Annotated in this window: 15 protein-coding genes, 3 rRNA genes and 1 riboswitch; of the genes, 7 read left to right on the top strand and 11 right to left on the bottom strand. The window is 47.0% G+C overall.

Annotated features, from left to right (window positions below; translation table 11 throughout):
* Positions 1–11: 11 nt before the first annotated feature.
* Positions 12–2,306, bottom strand: a complete 2,295-nt coding sequence (locus tag AB3Y94_RS08680) for a MucBP domain-containing protein (RefSeq protein WP_367295868.1) — start codon at positions 2,304–2,306, stop codon at positions 12–14.
* A gap of 298 nt (positions 2,307–2,604) precedes the next feature.
* Positions 2,605–3,048: a GNAT family N-acetyltransferase gene (locus AB3Y94_RS08675; protein ID WP_367295867.1), complete on the bottom strand. Its 444-nt coding sequence runs from the start codon at positions 3,046–3,048 to the stop codon at positions 2,605–2,607.
* 81 nt (positions 3,049–3,129) lie between these two features.
* On the opposite strand from AB3Y94_RS08675, the gene AB3Y94_RS08670 reads away from it, so the two are divergent.
* From AB3Y94_RS08670 to AB3Y94_RS08660, 3 genes are all read left to right on the top strand, one after another.
* Complete coding sequence (locus AB3Y94_RS08670) at positions 3,130–3,561, top strand: MarR family winged helix-turn-helix transcriptional regulator (RefSeq protein ID WP_367295866.1); 432 nt, start codon at positions 3,130–3,132, stop codon at positions 3,559–3,561.
* Positions 3,562–3,760: 199 nt separating this feature from the next.
* Positions 3,761–5,203 carry an NADP-dependent phosphogluconate dehydrogenase gene (gene gndA / locus AB3Y94_RS08665; protein ID WP_367295865.1) on the top strand — a complete coding sequence of 481 codons (1,443 nt, stop codon included), beginning with the start codon at positions 3,761–3,763 and terminating at the stop codon, positions 5,201–5,203.
* Positions 5,204–5,381: 178 nt separating this feature from the next.
* Positions 5,382–6,017, top strand: coding sequence for a helix-turn-helix domain-containing protein (locus AB3Y94_RS08660; RefSeq protein ID WP_367295864.1), 636 nt, complete (start codon positions 5,382–5,384; stop codon positions 6,015–6,017).
* 91 nt (positions 6,018–6,108) lie between these two features.
* Here the strand turns inward: AB3Y94_RS08660 and AB3Y94_RS08655 are convergent, their stop codons facing one another.
* Together AB3Y94_RS08655 and AB3Y94_RS08650 are read right to left on the bottom strand one after the other, a co-directional pair.
* The gene (locus AB3Y94_RS08655; protein ID WP_367295863.1) at positions 6,109–6,372 is read right to left on the bottom strand and encodes a hypothetical protein; all 264 of its coding nucleotides are present in this window, start codon (positions 6,370–6,372) and stop codon (positions 6,109–6,111) included.
* 87 nt (positions 6,373–6,459) lie between these two features.
* Positions 6,460–7,101, bottom strand: a complete 642-nt coding sequence (locus tag AB3Y94_RS08650) for an SDR family oxidoreductase (protein WP_367296502.1) — start codon at positions 7,099–7,101, stop codon at positions 6,460–6,462.
* Between the two features lie 198 nt (positions 7,102–7,299).
* Between AB3Y94_RS08650 and AB3Y94_RS08645 the strand changes: the two genes are divergently transcribed.
* Complete coding sequence (locus AB3Y94_RS08645; RefSeq protein ID WP_125690945.1) at positions 7,300–7,647, top strand: hypothetical protein; 348 nt, start codon at positions 7,300–7,302, stop codon at positions 7,645–7,647.
* A 55-nt stretch (positions 7,648–7,702) separates the two neighbouring features.
* On the opposite strand, the gene AB3Y94_RS08640 is transcribed toward AB3Y94_RS08645, so the two are convergent.
* Entirely contained in the window at positions 7,703–8,266 is a 564-nt protein-coding gene (locus tag AB3Y94_RS08640; protein ID WP_367295862.1) for a redoxin domain-containing protein, read from the bottom strand.
* A gap of 213 nt (positions 8,267–8,479) precedes the next feature.
* Positions 8,480–8,648, top strand: a riboswitch (M-box (ykoK) riboswitch).
* Positions 8,649–8,908: 260 nt separating this feature from the next.
* Between AB3Y94_RS08640 and AB3Y94_RS08635 the strand changes: the two genes are divergently transcribed.
* Entirely contained in the window at positions 8,909–9,049 is a 141-nt protein-coding gene (locus tag AB3Y94_RS08635) for a hypothetical protein (protein WP_367295861.1), read from the top strand.
* A gap of 606 nt (positions 9,050–9,655) precedes the next feature.
* Here AB3Y94_RS08635 and AB3Y94_RS08630 read toward each other — a convergent pair.
* The 6 genes from AB3Y94_RS08630 to AB3Y94_RS08605 form a co-directional block, all read right to left on the bottom strand.
* On the bottom strand, positions 9,656–10,945 hold the full coding sequence (locus AB3Y94_RS08630) for a dicarboxylate/amino acid:cation symporter (RefSeq protein ID WP_367295860.1): 1,290 nt from the start codon (positions 10,943–10,945) through the stop codon (positions 9,656–9,658).
* A gap of 223 nt (positions 10,946–11,168) precedes the next feature.
* Positions 11,169–11,285, bottom strand: a 5S ribosomal RNA gene (gene rrf, locus AB3Y94_RS08625).
* A 69-nt stretch (positions 11,286–11,354) separates the two neighbouring features.
* Positions 11,355–14,273 (bottom strand): 23S ribosomal RNA (locus tag AB3Y94_RS08620).
* 224 nt (positions 14,274–14,497) lie between these two features.
* Positions 14,498–16,063 (bottom strand): 16S ribosomal RNA (locus tag AB3Y94_RS08615).
* Together the 16S, 23S and 5S rRNA genes form the textbook arrangement of a ribosomal RNA operon.
* A gap of 541 nt (positions 16,064–16,604) precedes the next feature.
* Positions 16,605–17,378, bottom strand: coding sequence for an ABC transporter permease (locus tag AB3Y94_RS08610; RefSeq protein WP_367295859.1), 774 nt, complete (start codon positions 17,376–17,378; stop codon positions 16,605–16,607).
* Positions 17,379–17,381: 3 nt separating this feature from the next.
* Positions 17,382–18,284 (bottom strand): ABC transporter ATP-binding protein, encoded by a 903-nt coding sequence (locus AB3Y94_RS08605; RefSeq protein ID WP_367295858.1) that lies wholly within the window; start codon positions 18,282–18,284, stop codon positions 17,382–17,384.
* Positions 18,285–18,426: 142 nt separating this feature from the next.
* Here AB3Y94_RS08605 and AB3Y94_RS08600 point away from each other — a divergent pair, with 142 nt between their 5' ends.
* Both AB3Y94_RS08600 and AB3Y94_RS08595 read left to right on the top strand, forming a co-directional pair.
* Positions 18,427–19,011, top strand: coding sequence for a helix-turn-helix domain-containing protein (locus tag AB3Y94_RS08600; protein ID WP_367295857.1), 585 nt, complete (start codon positions 18,427–18,429; stop codon positions 19,009–19,011).
* A gap of 556 nt (positions 19,012–19,567) precedes the next feature.
* Positions 19,568–20,566: an IS30 family transposase gene (locus AB3Y94_RS08595; RefSeq protein WP_367294841.1), complete on the top strand. Its 999-nt coding sequence runs from the start codon at positions 19,568–19,570 to the stop codon at positions 20,564–20,566.
* Positions 20,567–20,572: the final 6 nt, after the last annotated feature.

Raw genomic sequence — 20,572 nt, 5'->3', positions numbered from 1 at the left:
GATTTTTTTATTTATTTAATCCGCCGTTTCAATCCAAATAGCCCTAGTACACTGATTAATAAAGCAACTCCCCAAATTGCCGGCGACTGTCGATTTCCTGTTTGCGGTAACGTTGCCGTCTGGTTCTCTGGTAGAGCATTAGCCGTGGAGCCAGTCACAGTTGCTGCTGGATGGTGTGCCAGTTGTACCTGCCCCGGCGTTACGCTAGCACTACCGCCACCAATCGCTACGCCATCAGCTACTGGTTCATGGTCACCAGTAGCCTCAGTGGTGCTAGTTGATGGCCCCACTGGATTACCTTGGTCGCCCGGTTGTGGTTGCTGGCCATCATCCGGATTAGTCGTTCCCGGCGTTTCTCCTGGATTTACCTGATCACCGCCACCATCCGTTTGCAAGGGGGCGTAAATATAGGTCACCGTAATATTCGTGTCACCAAACGTCCCTTGTGCGTTGCCGGGCGTTGTTAGCAGGACGTACCCCGTCAGCTGGGCCGCCTGGGTGGTATAGGTCATCCCCGGTTGCCCCGCATAAATTTGATCAGCCGCCACCGTCTGACCCGTTGCCGTTTGATGATGAACGGTGACTGTCGTTTGCGTCACTGGTGGTGTCACTACTGGCGGCTTAACCTGAGTTTCCCCATCATTCTGGGCGTACACATAAGTTACCTCAATAGCCGTTTCACCGTACTGGCCCGTCGCGTTGTCTGGCGTCGTCGTTAACGTATATCCCGGAATGGTTACTGGTGCCGTACTGTAGTTCTCACCCACCAGTCCAGCCGCTAACGTTGAATCCGGTGCCAGCTGGTTGCCCGCCGCATCTTGATGATGAACGACTACATTTGCGCCGACCTCGGACAGGGCATAGGGTTGAATCACCACAAAGTTGGGAATAGCGCTGTCGGCAGGTCGGTTTACGCCCGTCAAATAATAATAATCTGGCAACGGCGCCACGCCGAAGCCCGGAACTGGTGATTCCGTCACACCTGGTTTCTGTGGCTGAATGAATGAATAATTCAGCCCGCCGTTACCATCGGCTACAGCATTCCCTCCCACATAATAAAAGTGATAGAACGGTTCATCAGCAGCCGGATCATTGAAGACCGGCTCACCAACCACGCTACCGTAGACCGCCAAGGGAGCCACAGAACCGTCAGCGTTTAAACATTGAATCTGCAGGTGCCCGGTCTGCGTAGCCTGATTGATCATCACCTTATCTAGCAAAATAAACTGACTAAAATTTTTGAACTCATCATAGTGCTGCCCTTTCAGCGCTGAAAAATCCCGGATGTGGTTGTAGTAAATGGTTAATGCCGACACGTTTTGTAAATTTGCTAATGGTGTCACGTCCTTAATTCGGTTTCCCTGTAGTGCAACCGTTGTCAGGTGCTGCAAGTTAGCCAACGGTTTAATATCCACTAAATCTCCAAAGTAAGCACCTGGCGATGCGTTAAAATCATTCCCCATATCAATGCTCTCCAAGTTAACAGCATACTCGAGGCCTTCAATTGAGAACGCCGTCTTACCATCGATATAGGTTGAATACCCTTCAAATCCCCGAATATTTAAGGATTTCAACAACGCCAAATCTTCCTGCGTGATGTCAGCAACACTATCCCAGGTCTTACCCACACCATTCAACCCTTGTAGGGTTAATAAAACAACTTGTTGCAACGTTTTATTAGGCATCCACAGATCAATCGTCGCTGTATCCTTATTATGAGCAAGTTGCATCGTTGCAGGCTTAGCTAATTCAGCTTGCACCAGTGGCACAGCAACAATCGTATGGTCGGCCCCCGCTTGATTCGCCGCGGATGAAGCGGTTACATTTGCTGGACGAGTCGTTGGTTCTGGTGTGGCACTGACCGGAGCCGCAGATTCAACGACCGTCATTGCTTGCGCTGGTCGCGTCGTGGCTGCCGGATCAGACTGCTGATCTGCCATTGACGCTGCGGGATCCGTAGCCGATGTTGCAGGCGCTGCTACGGTTGGTTGCTCCTCAGACACGGAAACGGTCGCTGGCTCACTACTAGCTGCGGAGTCAACGGGTATTGTCGACACTGGTACTTCTGACGTTTCCCCATGGTCAGCGGTGGTCGCTTCCGATTCATCCAAATTGGTTTGAGCAGCGGTAGTGGTTGGAGCAACTTCGACCTCCGTGGTAACCATTGCAACACTCTGTTCATTCGCCTGGGCAGTCACACCCCCAAAACTAACGACCAACGCTCCAGCCGTGATGCTCGCAAACACCCACGCTTTCCCGCTCTTAAACATCTTATAATGGACCTTCATATCACTTCTCTTATTCATAGAGACCTCCCCCTAAAAACCTTAACGTGGGGACTGCCAATCAGTCCCCCACTGACCCCCGCATTGTACCTGATACTGTGAGGAAAGTGGGCGTATGTCCATAAAATGAAGTGAATTCTACGCTATGTGAAATTTAATTGCTCGCAATCTAATTTTGCGATAATTTTTAGCCTAAAGAAGCGTCAGCCAGCAGCCAACGCCTCAACAAATCTATTCATCCGCTGCCCACAATACCGGCCGCCATTGCTCTGGGTACAATCTCGGCCAGAACTCTAGGCAGCGATGGGTAACTGTCCCTTTAAACTAAAGCCGCCTTAACCATTTGCAAATGCGGCGTACTATTGAACAGGAACATATCCCCTTCAACCTGATAGCCAAACTTCTCATAAAAATGTTGCTTGTCGACCTGGGCTTCAATGCTGATTGGCTCCCCCGGGAAGCTCCGCTTGATTTCGGCCTCAATCTGCATGATCAACTGACGACCTAACCCTTCTCCACGGTGTGCCGGTGCAGTCAGAACCCGGCCAAAGGTAACGTGATCTCCGTCCATGAAGACTCGGGCGTAAGCCACCAGTTCACCATCCTGATAACCTAGAATGTGGCGTGCAACCGGATCAACGTCATCAATTTCTTGATAAATCCGTTTCTGCGCGACTACAAAAGTTTCAATACGTTCATATGCAACTTTATATAAATTCATTGCAGACATGTCTTCTAATCCGTAAGATAACCATTTAGTCATAATACACGACTTCCTTTGTGTTATAATGTAGCTATATTATGACACCTTTTAATTGCAAATGCAACTATCGGAGGAAAAGTTATGCAAAATTATTTTAGAAGTATCGGTTTGATTGCTCGGGCCAACGCCGTTATTGGGAATCGCGTTTTTAAGCCCGACGACTTGCAAAGCAATCAATTCATCTATTTAATGCGAATCGTTGAGAACCCCGGCATCACCCAAACTGAGTTAGCTGATCAATTACACGTTGACCCTTCCACCTGCCTGAGAACCGTTCGTAAGTTGACCAACCATGACTTTGTTGAACGCCAACTCGACAGCCACAACAAAAAATTACGTCTACTCAAGGCTACCGCTAAGGGCCAAGCCATGTACCCCGCCCTTAGAAAATACGAACAGTCCATTCTCACCGCCGGAACCGCTGGCTTATCAACTGGAGAAAAGGCCCTTCTCGAAGAATTGCTAGGTAAAGTAGCTACAAACATCCGTGCCTTCCAGCATGAACAAAAGTAGCACCACACTGGCAATAACTTACTGATTAAACTCAGCGCTAGTGCCACCGTTAAGTAACCGTTACCACTTTTAAATTAGCTTTTGAAAAAGAAAAAATTCTTTCAAGAATGGGGTCAAATGATTTTCCTTTTATATTGTTCAATGCTACACTAATGGATGGAAAGTCGTTCCTAATTTTAAACACAAAGGAAGGTTACTAATGGCAGATCAAAAAGCAAATATTGGTGTTGTTGGTATGGCGGTTATGGGCAAGAACTTAGCCCTGAACATCGAAAGCCGCGGTTACACCGTTGGCATTTACAACCGTTCATCTAACAAGACGGAAAAAGTTATGGCAGATCACAGCGAAAAGAAGTTAGTTCCTAGTTACACAGTTGAGGACTTCGTTAAATCACTGGAAACGCCACGGCGGATTCTCTTGATGGTTAAGGCTGGTAAGCCAACCGACGCCGTTATTCATGAATTACTTCCACTTTTAGACAAAGGTGACGTTCTGATCGATGGTGGGAACACCAACTTCCACGACACGATGGCGCGGAACGCAGAACTCGACAAATCCGGGATCAACTTCATTGGTATGGGGGTTTCCGGTGGTGAATTAGGTGCCTTGCAAGGTCCTTCACTGATGCCTGGTGGTCAAAAAGAAGCTTACGACTTAGTTGAACCTATCTTGACTAAGATTGCAGCTAAGGCCCCTCAAGATGGCAAACCATGTGTTACTTACATCGGCCCTAACGGTGCTGGTCACTACGTTAAGATGGTTCACAACGGTATCGAGTACGGTGATGAAGAGCTGATTGATGAAAGCTACAACATCATGCGTAACGTTGCCGGTATCTCCGTGGATGACATGGCCGACATCTTTAAGGAATGGAACAAGGGTGAATTGGACAGCTACTTAGTTGAAATCACTGCCGATATCCTCTCCCGTAAAGATGACTTGGGCGACGACAAAAACTTACCAATTGTTGACGCTATCAAGGACCGTGGGAACAACAAAGGAACTGGTAAGTGGAGTTCCGAAGACGCCTTAGACGTTCAGGTTCCACAATCAGTTATCACCGAAGCCGTTTACGCCCGTTACATCTCTATGTTAAAGGACGAACGTGTCAAGGCTTCTAAGTACTTGCCAGCTGCTGAAAAGCAAAGCAACGTTGACGTTGGTGATAAGGACAAGTTCGTTGAAGAAGTTCGCCAAGCCCTCTTCTTTGGTAAGTTGATGAGTTATGCCCAAGGATTCGAACAACTTCGGTTCGCTTCTGAAGCTAACGATTGGGACTTGAAGTTCGGTGAATTAGCTCAAATCTGGCGTGGCGGTTGCATTATCCGTGCCCAATTCCTGCAAAACATCACCGATGCCTTTGACAAGGATCCTAAGCTGACCAACTTATTGTTCGACAGCTACTTCAAGGACATTGCTACTAAGTACCAACAATCTATTCGTGACGTGGTTGCTATGGCTGTCCAAGCCGGCATCCCCGTTCCTAGTCTGTCAGCTGCTATCACTTACTACGATAGCTTCCGTGCTGAAGTCTTGCCTGCTAACTTGTTACAAGCACAACGGGATTACTTCGGTGCCCACACCTACGAACGTAACGACCGCGATGGAAACTTCCATTACAGCTGGTACGAAGAACAATAGACGCCATTTAAAACATAATAGTAGCAAAGCTCACGGCCATTTCGGTCGTGAGCTTTTTTGTAATTGCACTTCAATTTACAAATCCAAAAGGCCAGTCCATCAACCCTGCCAGCAAACTCACCGCGACAGTTACTGGCATATTTGATATGATTAAACGCGTATTCAGGGGAGGATTTTCATGACACTCGGAGAAAAATTGAAACAAGCACGTACCACGCAGCAGTTCACCCAACAAACTGTGGCGGAACACGTTCACGTTTCGCGACAAACAATTTCAAGTTGGGAAACCGGTAATAGCTATCCGGATATCGATAGTCTGGTCGTCCTCAGTGATCTATATGAACAATCACTAGATATCCTGATCAAGGGCGATCCTGGCCTCATGAATTATTTACGTAAGCCGGCGATTCTCAAACGGCTGCGACCGATTCACCTGATATTATTGACATCAAACTATCTCTTTTTAATCATTTTTACGTTTTTTCTATCCAGTGGCTATAGCCTCTGGGCCCTGCTAGCCGTCTTTATCACGAACACATTAGCGTTTCTCTATCTGCAAAAGTTTGAAGAGCGGCTCAATCCGTTACCAATTGCTATTCAACGATGGCAAGCTGGTTGGTTGCCGACGCTGCTATGTAACCTTATTACCACTGGTGCCATGATTGCCAGCCCCTGGTGGGCCAGTTCGCCGACCGCTGTCTATAACTTATTCTCTACCGCAATCGTTGGCTGGGCCTGCCTGGCCTGCCTTTGGGTAATGAACAGAATCAGTCAGCTCAAAGAACTAGAAAAACTGGCTACCAAACAAAAATAGATCTAAACATCCCCAAAAGACCAGATTATCCAACAAAAAATGCTAACCAATTGGTTAGCATTTTTTATTTAGCTTACTGGTTATTGGATAATTATTGCCGCGTATGGCCGCCGTGAGTCACACCTGCTAAGTTATCCGTCAATGCTAGTTGAATCGCGTGGAGGCTCTCCCAGTGGGCAATTTCGGTCGCTAAGCCCGCTTCCCACTCTGCCTTCTCCCGACTCTTTTCAATAAATTGATTCCAATCTAAGTCTGCTGTCGCCCGATCAACTGTCTGACGCCATTTAGCCCATTCATCAAGGTGTTTCGCTAGTTCCAGGGCTTCCGGCGGGGCCAATACCATGTTCTCAGTCATAACCGTAACCTCCTTAGCAAAAATCTGAGGGGCATTTCTAACTATTTATAGTTTAGCAAAATCGTCCATAGGATGCGACAATTATGCTCATAGTTGATTAATAACCTGATTGATTGACTGAGTACCACTAAGCAACGGGATCGTTTTACCAATTGTTTGGGGCGCATGAAGCGCAGCCACCATGAAAGCTGCTAAATCTGCTCGGGGAATACTCCCAACTGCCAACGGATCGCTCTGAATTTTGCCAGTTGCCGGGTGAAAGGATAGGGCCCCGGGTTGTACAATAGTGTATGCCAAATTAGTTTGATGAACTAGCCAGTTATCGGCATAAAATTTAGCAACGTAGAGTGACTTCAACGGATCGGCCCACCGGTTACGATCCTCGGCAAATAACATGCTGATCATGACAAATCGGTGAACACCAGCTATCTCGGCAGCCTGCATCGTCTTGACTGCACCGTCTAAATCAATCAACAACGTCATATCATCCTTTGTTCGACCGCCGGACCCCGCTGCGAATACCACGGCATCAACGCCCATTAAAGCACTTGCAATCTGCTCCGGCTTCGTCAGCAAATCCAAGCGGCGCACCGTAACACCTAAATCCTCCCAGTCTTCGCCATCCTCATCCGGCCGCAGTCCGGCAATGGGTTCATCCCCCTTTGCCAAAAGCTGGGTGACCAGCAAGCGACCGACTTGACCATTGGCACCAACAATCAATACCCGCATTTGTCTAATAACTCCCTTCTCAATCATCACTTAAACATTATACACTAGGTAATTTGTCTAGCTTAGCCGCTAAACGACAAAAAAATTACGCTACAACTTATCACGGATCATAAAAATGTGCCATAATGGACTTAAGGGCACCGACCGACTTTGACCGATACTCGACGCAGTTTAGAATTTTTGAGGAGGTCTCCAATTTTGCAAAACGAAGATTTAACGATTACCGACCTAGATGAGAACGCCCGGCAGACCGCACTGAGTGACTTTGCTCACTTTTACATTCGGCACTACCGGACCAATGATTTGGAAATCTTATCTCAGTTCAAGGTCGACTATGCCATGAACGACATTAATATGTACCTTTATTCTAATAAATATTTCTCGCCCGATGAGTTAGTTGCTGGTGTACTGGCAAATAAGTCAGATTTATTCCTCACAATTCTTAAGACCGTCAACTTAGCGTACAGCGCCAGTGGTGCCCTTAAGGACCTCACTTGGGACGGTTGGTACAAGCAGCAATACGTTGGGATTCCAGAAGGAAAGTAACGCTAGATATGTGAAAAGGATTGTCCTAACCGGACAATCCTTTTTTAATCGACAGTTAAATTTTACCAACAAGATTCGTCCCTGGTTTTAAAGTTTCTTCGCCAGGGTGCCAGTTAGCTGGACAAACCCGATCACCGTGCTCCGCCACAAATTGAGCCGCCGTTAAAGTCCGTAGAATTTCACCAGCATTGCGGCCAATTCCCATATCATTGATGGTGTACGACCGAACTTCTCCCTGTGGGTCTAAGATAAAAACACCTCGGTAAGCTTGACCGGCAGACTCATCTAAGACTTCATAGTGCCGTGCTAATTGACCGGCTGGATCAGCAATCATGGGATAGGCTACCTGCCCCACTTCTGGACTCTGTTCGTGCCAAGCTTGATGAACAAATTCTGTGTCCTCTGAAATACTATAGATTTCTGCATCCTGTGCTTGAAAGGCAGCATAATGTTCGGCTAAGTCTCCCAGCTCCGTTGGACAAACAAATGAAAAGTCAGCGGGATAGAAGAATAAGACTGACCAATGACCCTTTAAATCGGCTGGCGTTAAGGTTGTAACCTCCCCTTTTTGAAACGCCTGAACCGAAAAATCTGGTAAAGCTGAACCAATGAAATTCATATGAACAACTCCCTTCAGTTATGTCGTTTTGGCACACTCCCAGCATAACTGTTTTAGCTTCTTTTATCAATAATCATTCTAATGTAGGCGCTAAAACATCCCATATTTCGGTGTATTGGACGCTTAGTTAGTTACAATAATTATTATTTAATGGGTATGAACGGTTTTGCTTGCGTTGGGTGGAAAAATACGTTAAACTAGATTCATAGATAAATTAGAAGCTGTTAGGTGAGGCTCCTATACGGAAAATGCTACTGCTCAGAAACGTCGAGAAACGCCAATGAGTCAGCTGGTCAGGTCAAATTAAGGCCTGCTCTAATGTAGCTGTTATGAACAATTAACTACGCCGTATAGTGCTAAAACTCAACGACTAGCTAAATTCCGTTCACAAAATGTCTTTCAGTGTGCGCTTAGCTAGTTATGGCTAAGCGCTTTTAATTTATCGCCAGTTGTCACTGTCGTCAATACATTAAGGAGGTGATTGAACATGACAACGCAACTTTTAGATGATCCCGGAGCGTGTTATTACTCGCCGGTGGGAAAGTTACAGTCTGTTCACACCTCTTGGTTGACGCTTTGAGAAGAACATTACTCTAGCTTTCCCTTTCCCGGACCCCGTAGCTTGATGCGGAGGTTCGACTAATGGACTTTAAACAGAATCAACTAGCCACTTTATCCCAAACGCTGTCGGCGTTGCAACCGACCGTAACTCGTTTGGCCTTCTCTGAACTCGTTCGTGAGCTAGTTGGATTCAAGCCTCTTACCTGGAAAACACAAGCTTGAGTTACGTCTTTTTCTCGGCACTATTCAACTATGATGCATTGACGTGCTAGTCCGAATAGCGTTACCACTCGTGACGATGCTTCACCATTGGGGGAACCCTGTGGGGAGGAAAATAACCAGTAACTGACGCCGTTTCAAATAAGTTGGTTTTTAACTTCTAATGGTCGATACGAATAACTCAATACCAAACCAATCACTGGTTATCAATAACAACTGTCAACTGCCCATGGGCTGATGGGAATCACCCCGCACGCGTTGTCCTGCGTTATTGATGAGCTGGTATTCCCAAGCGTTCAATACGCAAAAAGCAGCCGTTCAATTCTCGATGAATTGAACGGCTGCTTTTTTTAGCCTTAGCAAGTGGAGCAAGACAGATCAGCGTAGCTCTGTAAAGCATCCTGAGAATTATCCCGAACTTTAAAATGATTAATATCTTGGTCTTTAATCTGTAGGAGATTTTTTTAAAACTGGTCTTGGGATATATTGTCATTTTCAATTGGTTTTGGTCGACTATGTTGATGTGGGGCAGTGTGTCCCTTTTATTCTACAAAAAATGGTGTCGCTGGATTTCTCCATCAACACCAAATATCACACAATTTTTATTTATTAGGCTTTAGCCCGCCGATTTTTCATATGTTCTAGGAATTTCTGACTCTTACCTTCATCAAATTCATGTTCGGACTTGGCAATAATTACCGTTGCCAGCGAGTTCCCAACAACGTTAACTGCCGTCCGACCCATATCAACGAGACGGTCAATCCCAGCGATAAAGGTTAAACCACTCATTGGAACCCCAATCGTTGAAATCGTAGCTAGTAACACCACAAATGAAGCGCCTGGCACACCGGCCATCCCTTTACTAGTAATCATCAGCACCACCAGTAACGTGATCTGTTGACCCAAACTCAGATGAATATGGTAGGCCTGTGCTAAGAAGAGTGCGGCCAACGATTGATAGATAGCTGAACCATCCAGGTTGAAGGTATATCCGGTTGGGATAACGAAGGAGACAATTCCCTTGCTGACCCCAAATTTATCCATTTTATCAATCAACCGTGGTAGTGTAGCTTCGGAACTAGCGGTTGAGAATGCCAGGACCGCTTCATCTTTAATCACAAATAACAGGTCCTTGAGGCTGAATTTAAAGATTCTAGCAGCAATTCCCATTACAACCAAGACGAACACTGCCATGGTTGCGTAAGCCAAGATGATGAAATACCCTAATGGTGCTAATGCGGATAAACCCATTTGCGCCACAGTAACTCCGATTAACGCGCAGACACCGATTGGTGCAGTATGCATAACCCAATTAGTCACCCGGAACATCACCTGCGAGACGGCGTCTAACGCTTGTGTGATGACCTGACCCTGTTTTCCGATGGCCGCAGTCCCTAACCCAAAGAAAACGGAGAAGAAGATGACAGGCATCATGTCACCCTCTGCCAGAGACTTAAATATGTTAGTCGGAATAATTCCCATCAACGTTGCCCAAATGCCCGAGTCCTTAGCTGACTTAGCGGAAGACACATACTGACTGATGTCGGTACTTTGCAGTTGGTGAATATCAATGAATGAACCAGGCTGGAAAATATTCCCAACCAGTAACCCCAAAGCAATCGCGATGGTGGTCATTACTTCGAAATAAATCAACGTTTTACCGCCGATTCGACCTAACTGCTTAATATCACCCATGTTAGCGATTCCGACGGTTAAACAGGACACCACGATGGGTAGAACGATCATTTGAATCAACCCAATAAACATGTTCCCGATATTTTGCATAGCGGTGATAGCCATTTTGTTTTGGTAAAAAATCACACCAAGGATGACCCCTAGAATTAATCCAATTAAAATCTGCCAACCTAGGCTAAGACGATACTGTCGATATCTTTTCATTCTCATTCCACCTATTCTCTCTTATGTAAGATCTTACGAGTTGACTAATAACTCAAGTTGTCCTAAATCTTGTAATAACAACTATAATAGCACAAGCCTTCCGTTTGGCAAACCACCTCAGCCGTATATTCTTCTAATATTCACATATTAATGTACGCTATTACAATTTTTGTATATTTTATGGTATAAAAAAAGGAATCCATCACTGGATTCCTTACTCTTTGCGTAGCGACGTCCTATCCTCGCAGGGGGCGATCCCCCAACTACTATCAGCGTGCTGAAGCTTAACTTCCGTGTTCGGCATGGGAACGGGTGTATCCTTCAGGCTATCGCCACTACACTATGAAAGAACTTCTTCTCTCAAAACTAGATACTATTCAATTATTTCCTTTGAGAACACCAACTCTACTTGGTTAAGTCCTCGACCGATTAGTACTGGTCCGCTCCACGCCTCACGGCGCTGCTACTTCCAGCCTATCTACCTGATCATCTCTCAGGGGTCTTACTTCCATATAGGAATGGGAAATCTCATCTTGAGGCGAGTTTCACACTTAGATGCTTTCAGCGTTTATCTCATCCATACATAGCTACCCAGCGATGCGCCTGGCGGCACAACTGGTACACCAGAGGTATGTCCATCCCGGTCCTCTCGTACTAAGGACAGCTCCTCTCAAATTTCCTACGCCCGCGACGGATAGGGACCGAACTGTCTCACGACGTTCTGAACCCAGCTCGCGTACCGCTTTAATGGGCGAACAGCCCAACCCTTGGGACCGACTACAGCCCCAGGATGCGATGAGCCGACATCGAGGTGCCAAACCTCCCCGTCGATGTGGACTCTTGGGGGAGATAAGCCTGTTATCCCCAGGGTAGCTTTTATCCGTTGAGCGATGGCCCTTCCATACGGTACCACCGGATCACTAAGCCCGACTTTTGTCCCTGCTCGACCTGTCTGTCTCGCAGTCAAGCTCTCTTCTGCCTTTACACTCAGCGAATGATTTCCAACCATTCTGAGAGAACCTTTGGGCGCCTCCGTTACTTTTTAGGAGGCGACCGCCCCAGTCAAACTGCCTACCTGACACTGTCTCCCACCACGATTAGTGGTGCGGGTTAGAGTGTTCACACAGCGAGGGTCGTATCCCACCAGCGCCTCACTCGAAACTAGCGTTCCGAGTTCTACGGCTCCGACCTATCCTGTACAAGCTGTGTCAACACCCAATATCAAGCTACAGTAAAGCTCCATGGGGTCTTTCCGTCCTGTCGCGGGTAACCTGCATCTTCACAGGTAATATAATTTCACCGAGTCTCTCGTTGAGACAGTGCCCAGATCGTTACGCCTTTCGTGCGGGTCGGAACTTACCCGACAAGGAATTTCGCTACCTTAGGACCGTTATAGTTACGGCCGCCGTTTACTGGGGCTTCATTTCTGGGCTTCGCCGAAGCTAACTCATCCACTTAACCTTCCAGCACCGGGCAGGCGTCAGCCCCTATACGTCATCTTACGATTTTGCAGAAACCTGTGTTTTTGATAAACAGTCGCCTGGGCCTTTTCACTGCGGCTGCACTTGCGTGCAGCACCCCTTCTCCCGAAGTTACGGGGTCATTTTGCCGAGTTCCTTAACGAGAGTTCACTCGCTCACCTTAGGATACTCTCCTCGACTACCTGTGTCGGTTTGCGGTACGGGTAATTAATCACTAACTAGAAGCTTTTCTCGGCAGTGTGACATCTGGCACTTCCCTACTAAAATTCGGTCCTCGTCACGCCTTGTCCTTAGCGATAAGCATTTGACTCATCACCAGACTTGACGCTTGAACGCACATTTCCAATCGTGCGCATACCGTAGCCTACTGCGTCCCTCCATCGTTCAAACATGATTAACTAGTACAGGAATATCAACCTGTTATCCATCGCCTACGCTTCTCAGCCTCGGCTTAGGTCCCGACTAACCCTGGGAGGACGAGCCTTCCCCAGGAAACCTTAGTCATTCGGTGGATCAGATTCTCACTGATCTTTCGCTACTCATACCGGCATTCTCACTTCTAAGCGCTCCACTAGTCCTTGCGGTCTAGCTTCGTTGCCCTTAGAACGCTCTCCTATCACGCGACCTATTGGTCGCATCCATAATTTCGGTAACATGCTTAGCCCCGGTAAATTTTCGGCGCAGGATCACTCGGCTAGTGAGCTATTACGCACTCTTTAAATGGTGGCTGCTTCTGAGCCAACATCCTAGCTGTCTGTGCAACTCCACATCCTTTTCCACTCAGCATGTATTTAGGGACCTTAATTGATGGTCTGGGCTGTTCCCCTTTCGACGGTGGATCTTATCACTCATCGTCTGACTCCCGGATATAAATCAGTGGCATTCGGAGTTTATCTGAATTCAGTAACCCATGACGGGCCCCTAGTCCAAACAGTGGCTCTACCTCCACGATTCTTAACTCCGAGGCTAACCCTAAAGCTATTTCGGAGAGAACCAGCTATCTCCAAGTTCGTTTGGAATTTCACCGCTATCCACACCTCATCCCAGCATTTTTCAACATACACGGGTTCGGTCCTCCAGTGCGCTTTACCGCACCTTCAACCTGGACATGGATAGGTCACCTGGTTTCGGGTCTACGTCAACTTACTGCAACGCCCATTTCAGACTCGCTTTCGCTACGGCTCCGATCTTTACATCTTAACCTTGCAAATTAACGTAACTCGCCGGTTCATTCTACAAAAGGCACGCTATCACCCATTAACGGGCTCTAACTAATTGTAGGCACATGGTTTCAGGAACTATTTCACTCCGCTTCCGCGGTGCTTTTCACCTTTCCCTCACGGTACTGGTTCACTATCGGTCACTAGGGAGTATTTAGCCTTGGGAGATGGTCCTCCCGGATTCCGACCACGTTTCACGTGTGTGGCCGTACTCAGGATCCTGAACTGAGAGTCAACGATTTCATCTACGGGGGTATCACCCTCTATGCCGTGCCTTCCCAGACACTTCGATTATCATTGACTTTGGTAACTCAAATGTTCAGTCCTACAACCCCAACGAGCAAGCTCGTTGGTTTGGGCTGTTCCCCGTTCGCTCGCCGCTACTTAGGGAATCGATTTTTCTTTCTCTTCCTGTGGGTACTTAGATGTTTCAGTTCCCCACGTCTGCCTCAACTTAAGTATGTATTCCCTAAGTTGTAATAGTTGGTTAAAACTACTGGGTTTCCCCATTCGGAAATCTCCGGATCAAAGCTTACGTACAGCTCCCCGAAGCATATCGGTGTTAGTCCCGTCCTTCATCGGCTCCTAGTACCAAGGCATCCACCATGCGCCCTTCATAACTTAACCTAACGATTACTTCGTAATCGCTGATTAATTGAGTATTAGCGATATAAACTAATTAAAAGAACTCAAAATTACGCGGTGTTCTCGGTTTAATTATCTTTAATAAAAATAATTAATAAGAAAATAATTGATAATATCTAGTTTTCAAAGAACAAGTTAGAGAGGTAAGCCCCTCAAAACTGAACATTGTTTCGCCAAAGTATGTGTAGCCTCCGTATATTCCTTAGAAAGGAGGTGATCCAGCCGCAGGTTCTCCTACGGCTACCTTGTTACGACTTCACCCTAATCATCTGTCCCACCTTAGACGGCTGACTCCCGAAGGTTATCTCACCGGCTTTGGGTGTTACAAACTCTCATGGTGTGACGGGCGGTGTGTACAAGGCCCGGGAACGTATTCACCGCGGCATGCTGATCCGCGATTACTAGCGATTCCAACTTCATGTAGGCGAGTTGCAGCCTACAATCCGAACTGAGAACGGCTTTAAGAGATTAGCTTAGCCTCACGACTTCGCAACTCGTTGTACCGTCCATTGTAGCACGTGTGTAGCCCAGATCATAAGGGGCATGATGATTTGACGTCATCCCCACCTTCCTCCGGTTTGTCACCGGCAGTCTCACCAGAGTGCCCAACTTAATGCTGGCAACTGATAATAAGGGTTGCGCTCGTTGCGGGACTTAACCCAACATCTCACGACACGAGCTGACGACAACCATGCACCACCTGTATCCATGTCCCCGAAGGGAACGTCTTATCTCTAAGATTTGCATAGTATGTCAAGACCTGGTAAGGTTCTTCGCGTAGCTTCGAATTAAACCACATGCTCCACCGCTTGTGCGGGCCCCCGTCAATTCCTTTGAGTTTCAACCTTGCGGTCGTACTCCCCAGGCGGAGTGCTTAATGCGTTAGCTGCGGCACTGAAGGGCGGAAACCCTCCAACACCTAGCACTCATCGTTTACGGCATGGACTACCAGGGTATCTAATCCTGTTCGCTACCCATGCTTTCGAGCCTCAGCGTCAGTTACAGACTAGACAGCCGCCTTCGCCACTGGTGTTCTTCCATATATCTACGCATTCCACCGCTACACATGGAGTTCCACTGTCCTCTTCTGCACTCAAGTCTCCCAGTTTCCGATGCACTTCTCCGGTTAAGCCGAAGGCTTTCACATCAGACTTAAAAGACCGCCTGCGCTCGCTTTACGCCCAATAAATCCGGACAACGCTTGCCACCTACGTATTACCGCGGCTGCTGGCACGTAGTTAGCCGTGGCTTTCTGGTTAAATACCGTCAACTTCTGAACAGTTACTCTCAGAAGTGTTCTTCTTTAACAACAGAGTTTTACGAGCCGAAACCCTTCTTCACTCACGCGGCATTGCTCCATCAGACTTTCGTCCATTGTGGAAGATTCCCTACTGCTGCCTCCCGTAGGAGTTTGGGCCGTGTCTCAGTCCCAATGTGGCCGATTACCCTCTCAGGTCGGCTACGTATCATTGTCTTGGTGGGCCTTTACCTCACCAACTAACTAATACGCCGCGGGATCATCCAGAAGTGATAGCCGAAACCATCTTTCAAACAAAAACCATGCGGTTTTTGTTGTTATACGGTATTAGCACCTGTTTCCAAGTGTTATCCCCTGCTTCTGGGCAGATTTCCCACGTGTTACTCACCAGTTCGCCACTCGCTTCAATGTTGAAATCAGTGCAAGCACGTCAATCAACGGAAGCTCGTTCGACTTGCATGTATTAGGCATGCCGCCAGCGTTCGTCCTGAGCCAGGATCAAACTCTCATCTTATAGATGATGTGCTTGAATAGCTCATCGATTGTTGTTACATTTTTAAAAGCGAATTGACTTCGCAAATATTGTTTGGGTTTGATACCAAGTATCAAACCGCCCTACACATATTTGGTTTGTCGAAACAATGTTCAGTTTTCAAAGGTCTACCAGTTATCTGCTCTCGCAGACAACTTAATAATCATATCATTCAATCAATATGATGTCAACAATAAGTTTAAGTTAATTAAACTGTGAATTGCAGGCTGCCTAATGAAGCAGCTCAATTAATATACCATTTTGTCAGACCGCTTGTCAACAAGCAATTTAACTTTTTAAATTAACGAGCCGCTGTCGTAAAAGACAACTTAGATAATATACCATGCACATGGTTTCAGTGTCAACAAAAATTCCAAATTAATATCGATAACCCCATCGTTGGTAGCGGCTCCAGGCCCGTCCCTCACTCTCCCCATATCACGGGCCAGAAGTCTCTTTTGGTAGGATGTCGCCGTGACGCTTATCAGTATGTCTAATTTGCAACTCATGTTTCCGGCCAAACCTAAATCCGCCGTCTCGAAAAGATCACCGCACCGACCGCTACAAAGAATAACGCCCACCCAAGACTGCCGACACTCAACTGCTGGATCGTCAAATGGGTCACATTCTGCTGATAACTGGGATTAGCATACTCCTCCTGTAAGAAGAACATGTTAAACGGATTCCATTTCATCACTGGCAATAACGACTTAAACGACTGCAATAACAAACTGGATACCCCTTCCCCCATGAAACAGACACCCATGCTAATAGCGATTGCCGCCGCATTGTTATGACTACAGCTTGCCAGCAAGAAAACCAGTCCAATAATCATCACACCACCGTACATATCCAGCCCCGCATTAGTCACTAGATTAGCCAATAGTGATTGGTGATAGAGGTAAATGGTCTGCCAGTGTAGGCCCCGCCCAGCACTAGTCTTGAGCAATAGTGTCACGAGGATGGCCAACCCATGACCTAACACGCTACACCCGAGAACTAGTACATACTTCCCCACAAAAATCGTCCAGCGATGATTCACCTGCGTCGCCAACTGTTTGATCGTCCCATACTCGAATTCCATTGTCACACAGCTAGCGCCAATCACAATGATAAGCATCGTCAGCCATTGAAACCCGCCATACGCCGATGAAATATAAAATTTCTGATCACTGACTGATGCGCCGTGGGCCGTCATGGCCAGTCCGCCCATTAAAAGCACCAAGATGACGGGGGCTAGCCACGCCATACGTTGGTGTCTAAATTTAAAAATCTCCTGCTGAATTAATTGTCCCATGATCTATGCCTTCCTCTCTGCCAATAAGCGTAACAAGACTGTCTCTAAATCTTCCCGGTGCTGATTTACCTTTAAAATTTGAAGATGCGCGTCGAGAAGGGTACGCAGTAAGGGCGTCAACGCAACCGACTTCGTCACGATTAAGTTGCTGCCCCGCTGTGTTACTGGATAGTCTGCCCGTAAAAGCACCTGCAACCCTCGAGCATTTTCCGTTGTCCGCACCACTAATCCCTGCCGCGCCGATTCCCGAAGTTGCGTCATCGTCCGTTGAAGCAACACTTCTCCCTGATCAATTAAGATCACCGTATCAATGATCTTTTCCAACTCACTCAAAATATGGCTGGAAATTAAAAATGTGGTCCCTTCCCCTGCCAACTGACCAATCAAATGGCGTAGTCGCTTAACCGATTGGGGGTCTAATCCATTCATCGGTTCGTCCAATATGACTAACCGTGGGCGATTCACCAACGCCATGGCAATTCCCAGTTTTTGCTTCATGCCTAGTGAATATCGTTTGGCCGGCCGGTGAATATAGGCTTCCATTTGGAGGGCCTGCACTACCCACGTCATTTGTTCCACGGAAGTCGTCATCAGTTGCAAATGTTGCCAGCCGGTCAGAAATGGATAAATTGCTGGGTGTTCGATGAGCGCGCCGACCTGTTGGGTCACAACAGTATGGGTATTGACTGAAACGGGTTGTCCCAAAATTCGAACGTTGCCAGCATCCGTGGCTAGCAGGCCCAATAATGCTTTCATAATAGTCGTCTTACCCGCACCATTGGGCCCAACTAAGCCGACAACTTCACCAGTTGAAAATGCGAAATTCACATCACGCAAGACCACATGGCGACCGAACCTTTTTCGTAGCCCGGTTACCTGAACCATTTTCGCTTGTCCATTTTGCACTGGACATCATCTCCTCCACTCCCTTTCAGCGTACCCGTTCAAATCCCCGAATGATACGGATGCTAGCGAGAATAGCTTGCTATTTCCAGACGATTCTCTATGATAGAGTCAATAGCAATTATCAAGGAAGTGAGGTGCCCCCATGGCATCGACAGAACTAGGCGCACGTTTGAAGAAATTCCGACAAACGCAACAGCTGACCCAAACGGCACTGGCAGACCAACTACACGTCTCACGGCAGACCGTTTCCAGCTGGGAGACTGGCCGGAACCAACCGGACATCGCCACCATTGCCCAATTAGCTACTCTATATGCCGTCCCGGTAGATAACCTCTTACAGGACACAGCAACCGCACCCATAACGAAACCAGTTACCTACCCAAACGCCAGCCTATTAGTAGTCCTCTTCGGCGTTCTCCTAGTGGAACGCGTCACCCAATTTTCAACGTTCCTTGCTCTTTACTGGATGGACTTTCTCATCCTCTTGCTGATCGGTCTTATGCTCAACTTGGGCATTGCCCGGCGCCACCCGAACACTTGGACGAAGCGGATACATTGGATTGGCTTAACGGTATTTGCCACACTCAGTCTTGTTAGTGGGAGCATCAACGCCTTTAACATGGGCTTTGGCCTAATGACGACCTGCCAATTCAGTGGCCTGGTCGTTTTCATTGCATTGGTCAGAAAGTACTGGCAATCGCGATCAACTAAGGTTACACAACGCTAGAGTGATCGTCATCTATAAGGACTACTGTAACTGCTCACAAAAAAGGTAACGACCTTCCTGCATTGAAGTGCCGTTACCTTTTTAAATTGACTATTCTTCTAATCTTGCTTAGTTGGCAAGTGCTCTCTTTTGACAGTAGTGCGTGCGATTATTATCGGCAATTTGAAATAAGTGTCAATTCACCTACGCATCAATGTCTGAATTGGACCATCCCCAACCCAAGCATTATAGAATCTGAAAGCGTACCGTCAACGCAAGATACCGTCCATGACTTATTATGATTTTGATTCGTTTGCACGTTTCCCTGATACATAGATAGAAACCGTAACAGTAGCTCAAGAAAATCATCTGAAGCTACACGTCCGTTTTGTTTTTGACGCCACTTAGTCGCCGGGCACACTGTCGTTATGGTCATGCGCCCGACCTTCTTTTAATTTTTTGTATGACGAATTTACAATTGAAGTGCAACAAGTAAGAAGAAAATAAAAAAGAACTCATAGCCTGAGTCCTGTAAAATGAAGTCACCACAACAATCACTTAAAGGAGATCTTAGGCTATGAGTCCGTACAATCATCTTACCTTAAAAGACCGAGAATGCATACTGTTAGGAGTCACTTTAAACGATACTTATCAAGGTATTGCGGAGAAAATTGGCTGCTCAAAAGCCACCGTATCACGCGAAATTAAGCGCAACGGTGGCCGTGATGCATATTCAGCTGTCAAAGCACAAGAGAACTATCAGAGACGGCGACTGAAAAGCCGACGTCCTAGGATCTTAGCTGACTTGAAACTACGAGATTTTGTCCTTCACCGCATCGTTCAATGCCAATGGTCTCCGGAACAAATCTCAGGCCGTTTAGTTCACGAAAATAGCGAATGGCAAATCAGTTACAATACTATTTATCGCGGAATTAAACTCGATAATTTAGGGATTAAACGCAAGAGTCACGGTGCTCGTGGTTTTGCCCGAAAGTTGCGCCACCGTGGCAAAACCCGTAAGGTCAAAGGAACGGTTAACGAACGACGTGGTCGGTTTAACGAAGTTCTTTCAGTTCATGAACGACCAGTTTCGTGTAATAAACGGAGCTGGTTCGGCCATTGGGAAGGCGACACCGTTCGGGGTAAAACTGGGCGTTCAGCTTTGGTTACATTGGTGGACCGTAAATCACGGTACTTATTGTCTCAACGAGTTTCCAAAGTAAACGCCAAGAACGTCACGCAAGCTATGATTGACCTACTGCATACTGTGACGCCCAAACGAGTTCGTACGCTTACGCCGGATCGTGGAACTGAATTCGCAGGATACCGCGAAGTTAGTCAAGAACTTGGTATTCCAGTCTATTTCCCAGATCCACATGCGCCCCAGCAACGGGGAACCAATGAGAATACCAATGGCCTTATTCGTGAGTACTTCCCCAAGGGAACCGATTTAGATCAGCTCACTGACCAAGATATTTATCAGTTCGTTGAAGTGCTAAATAACCGACCACGCAAGATTTTAGGCTGGAAGAGTCCATCTGAAGTTTTCTTTGGGACAAAGTTACACTTGATTTGACAATTC

Origin of the sequence: Levilactobacillus yonginensis (assembly GCF_964065165.1) — a bacterium.
In the GTDB taxonomy this organism is placed as follows: Bacteria; Bacillota; Bacilli; order Lactobacillales; family Lactobacillaceae; genus Levilactobacillus; species Levilactobacillus yonginensis_A.
The sequence above is the reverse complement of the archived record's forward strand: the minus strand, read 5'-3'. Positions and strand labels throughout refer to the sequence as shown.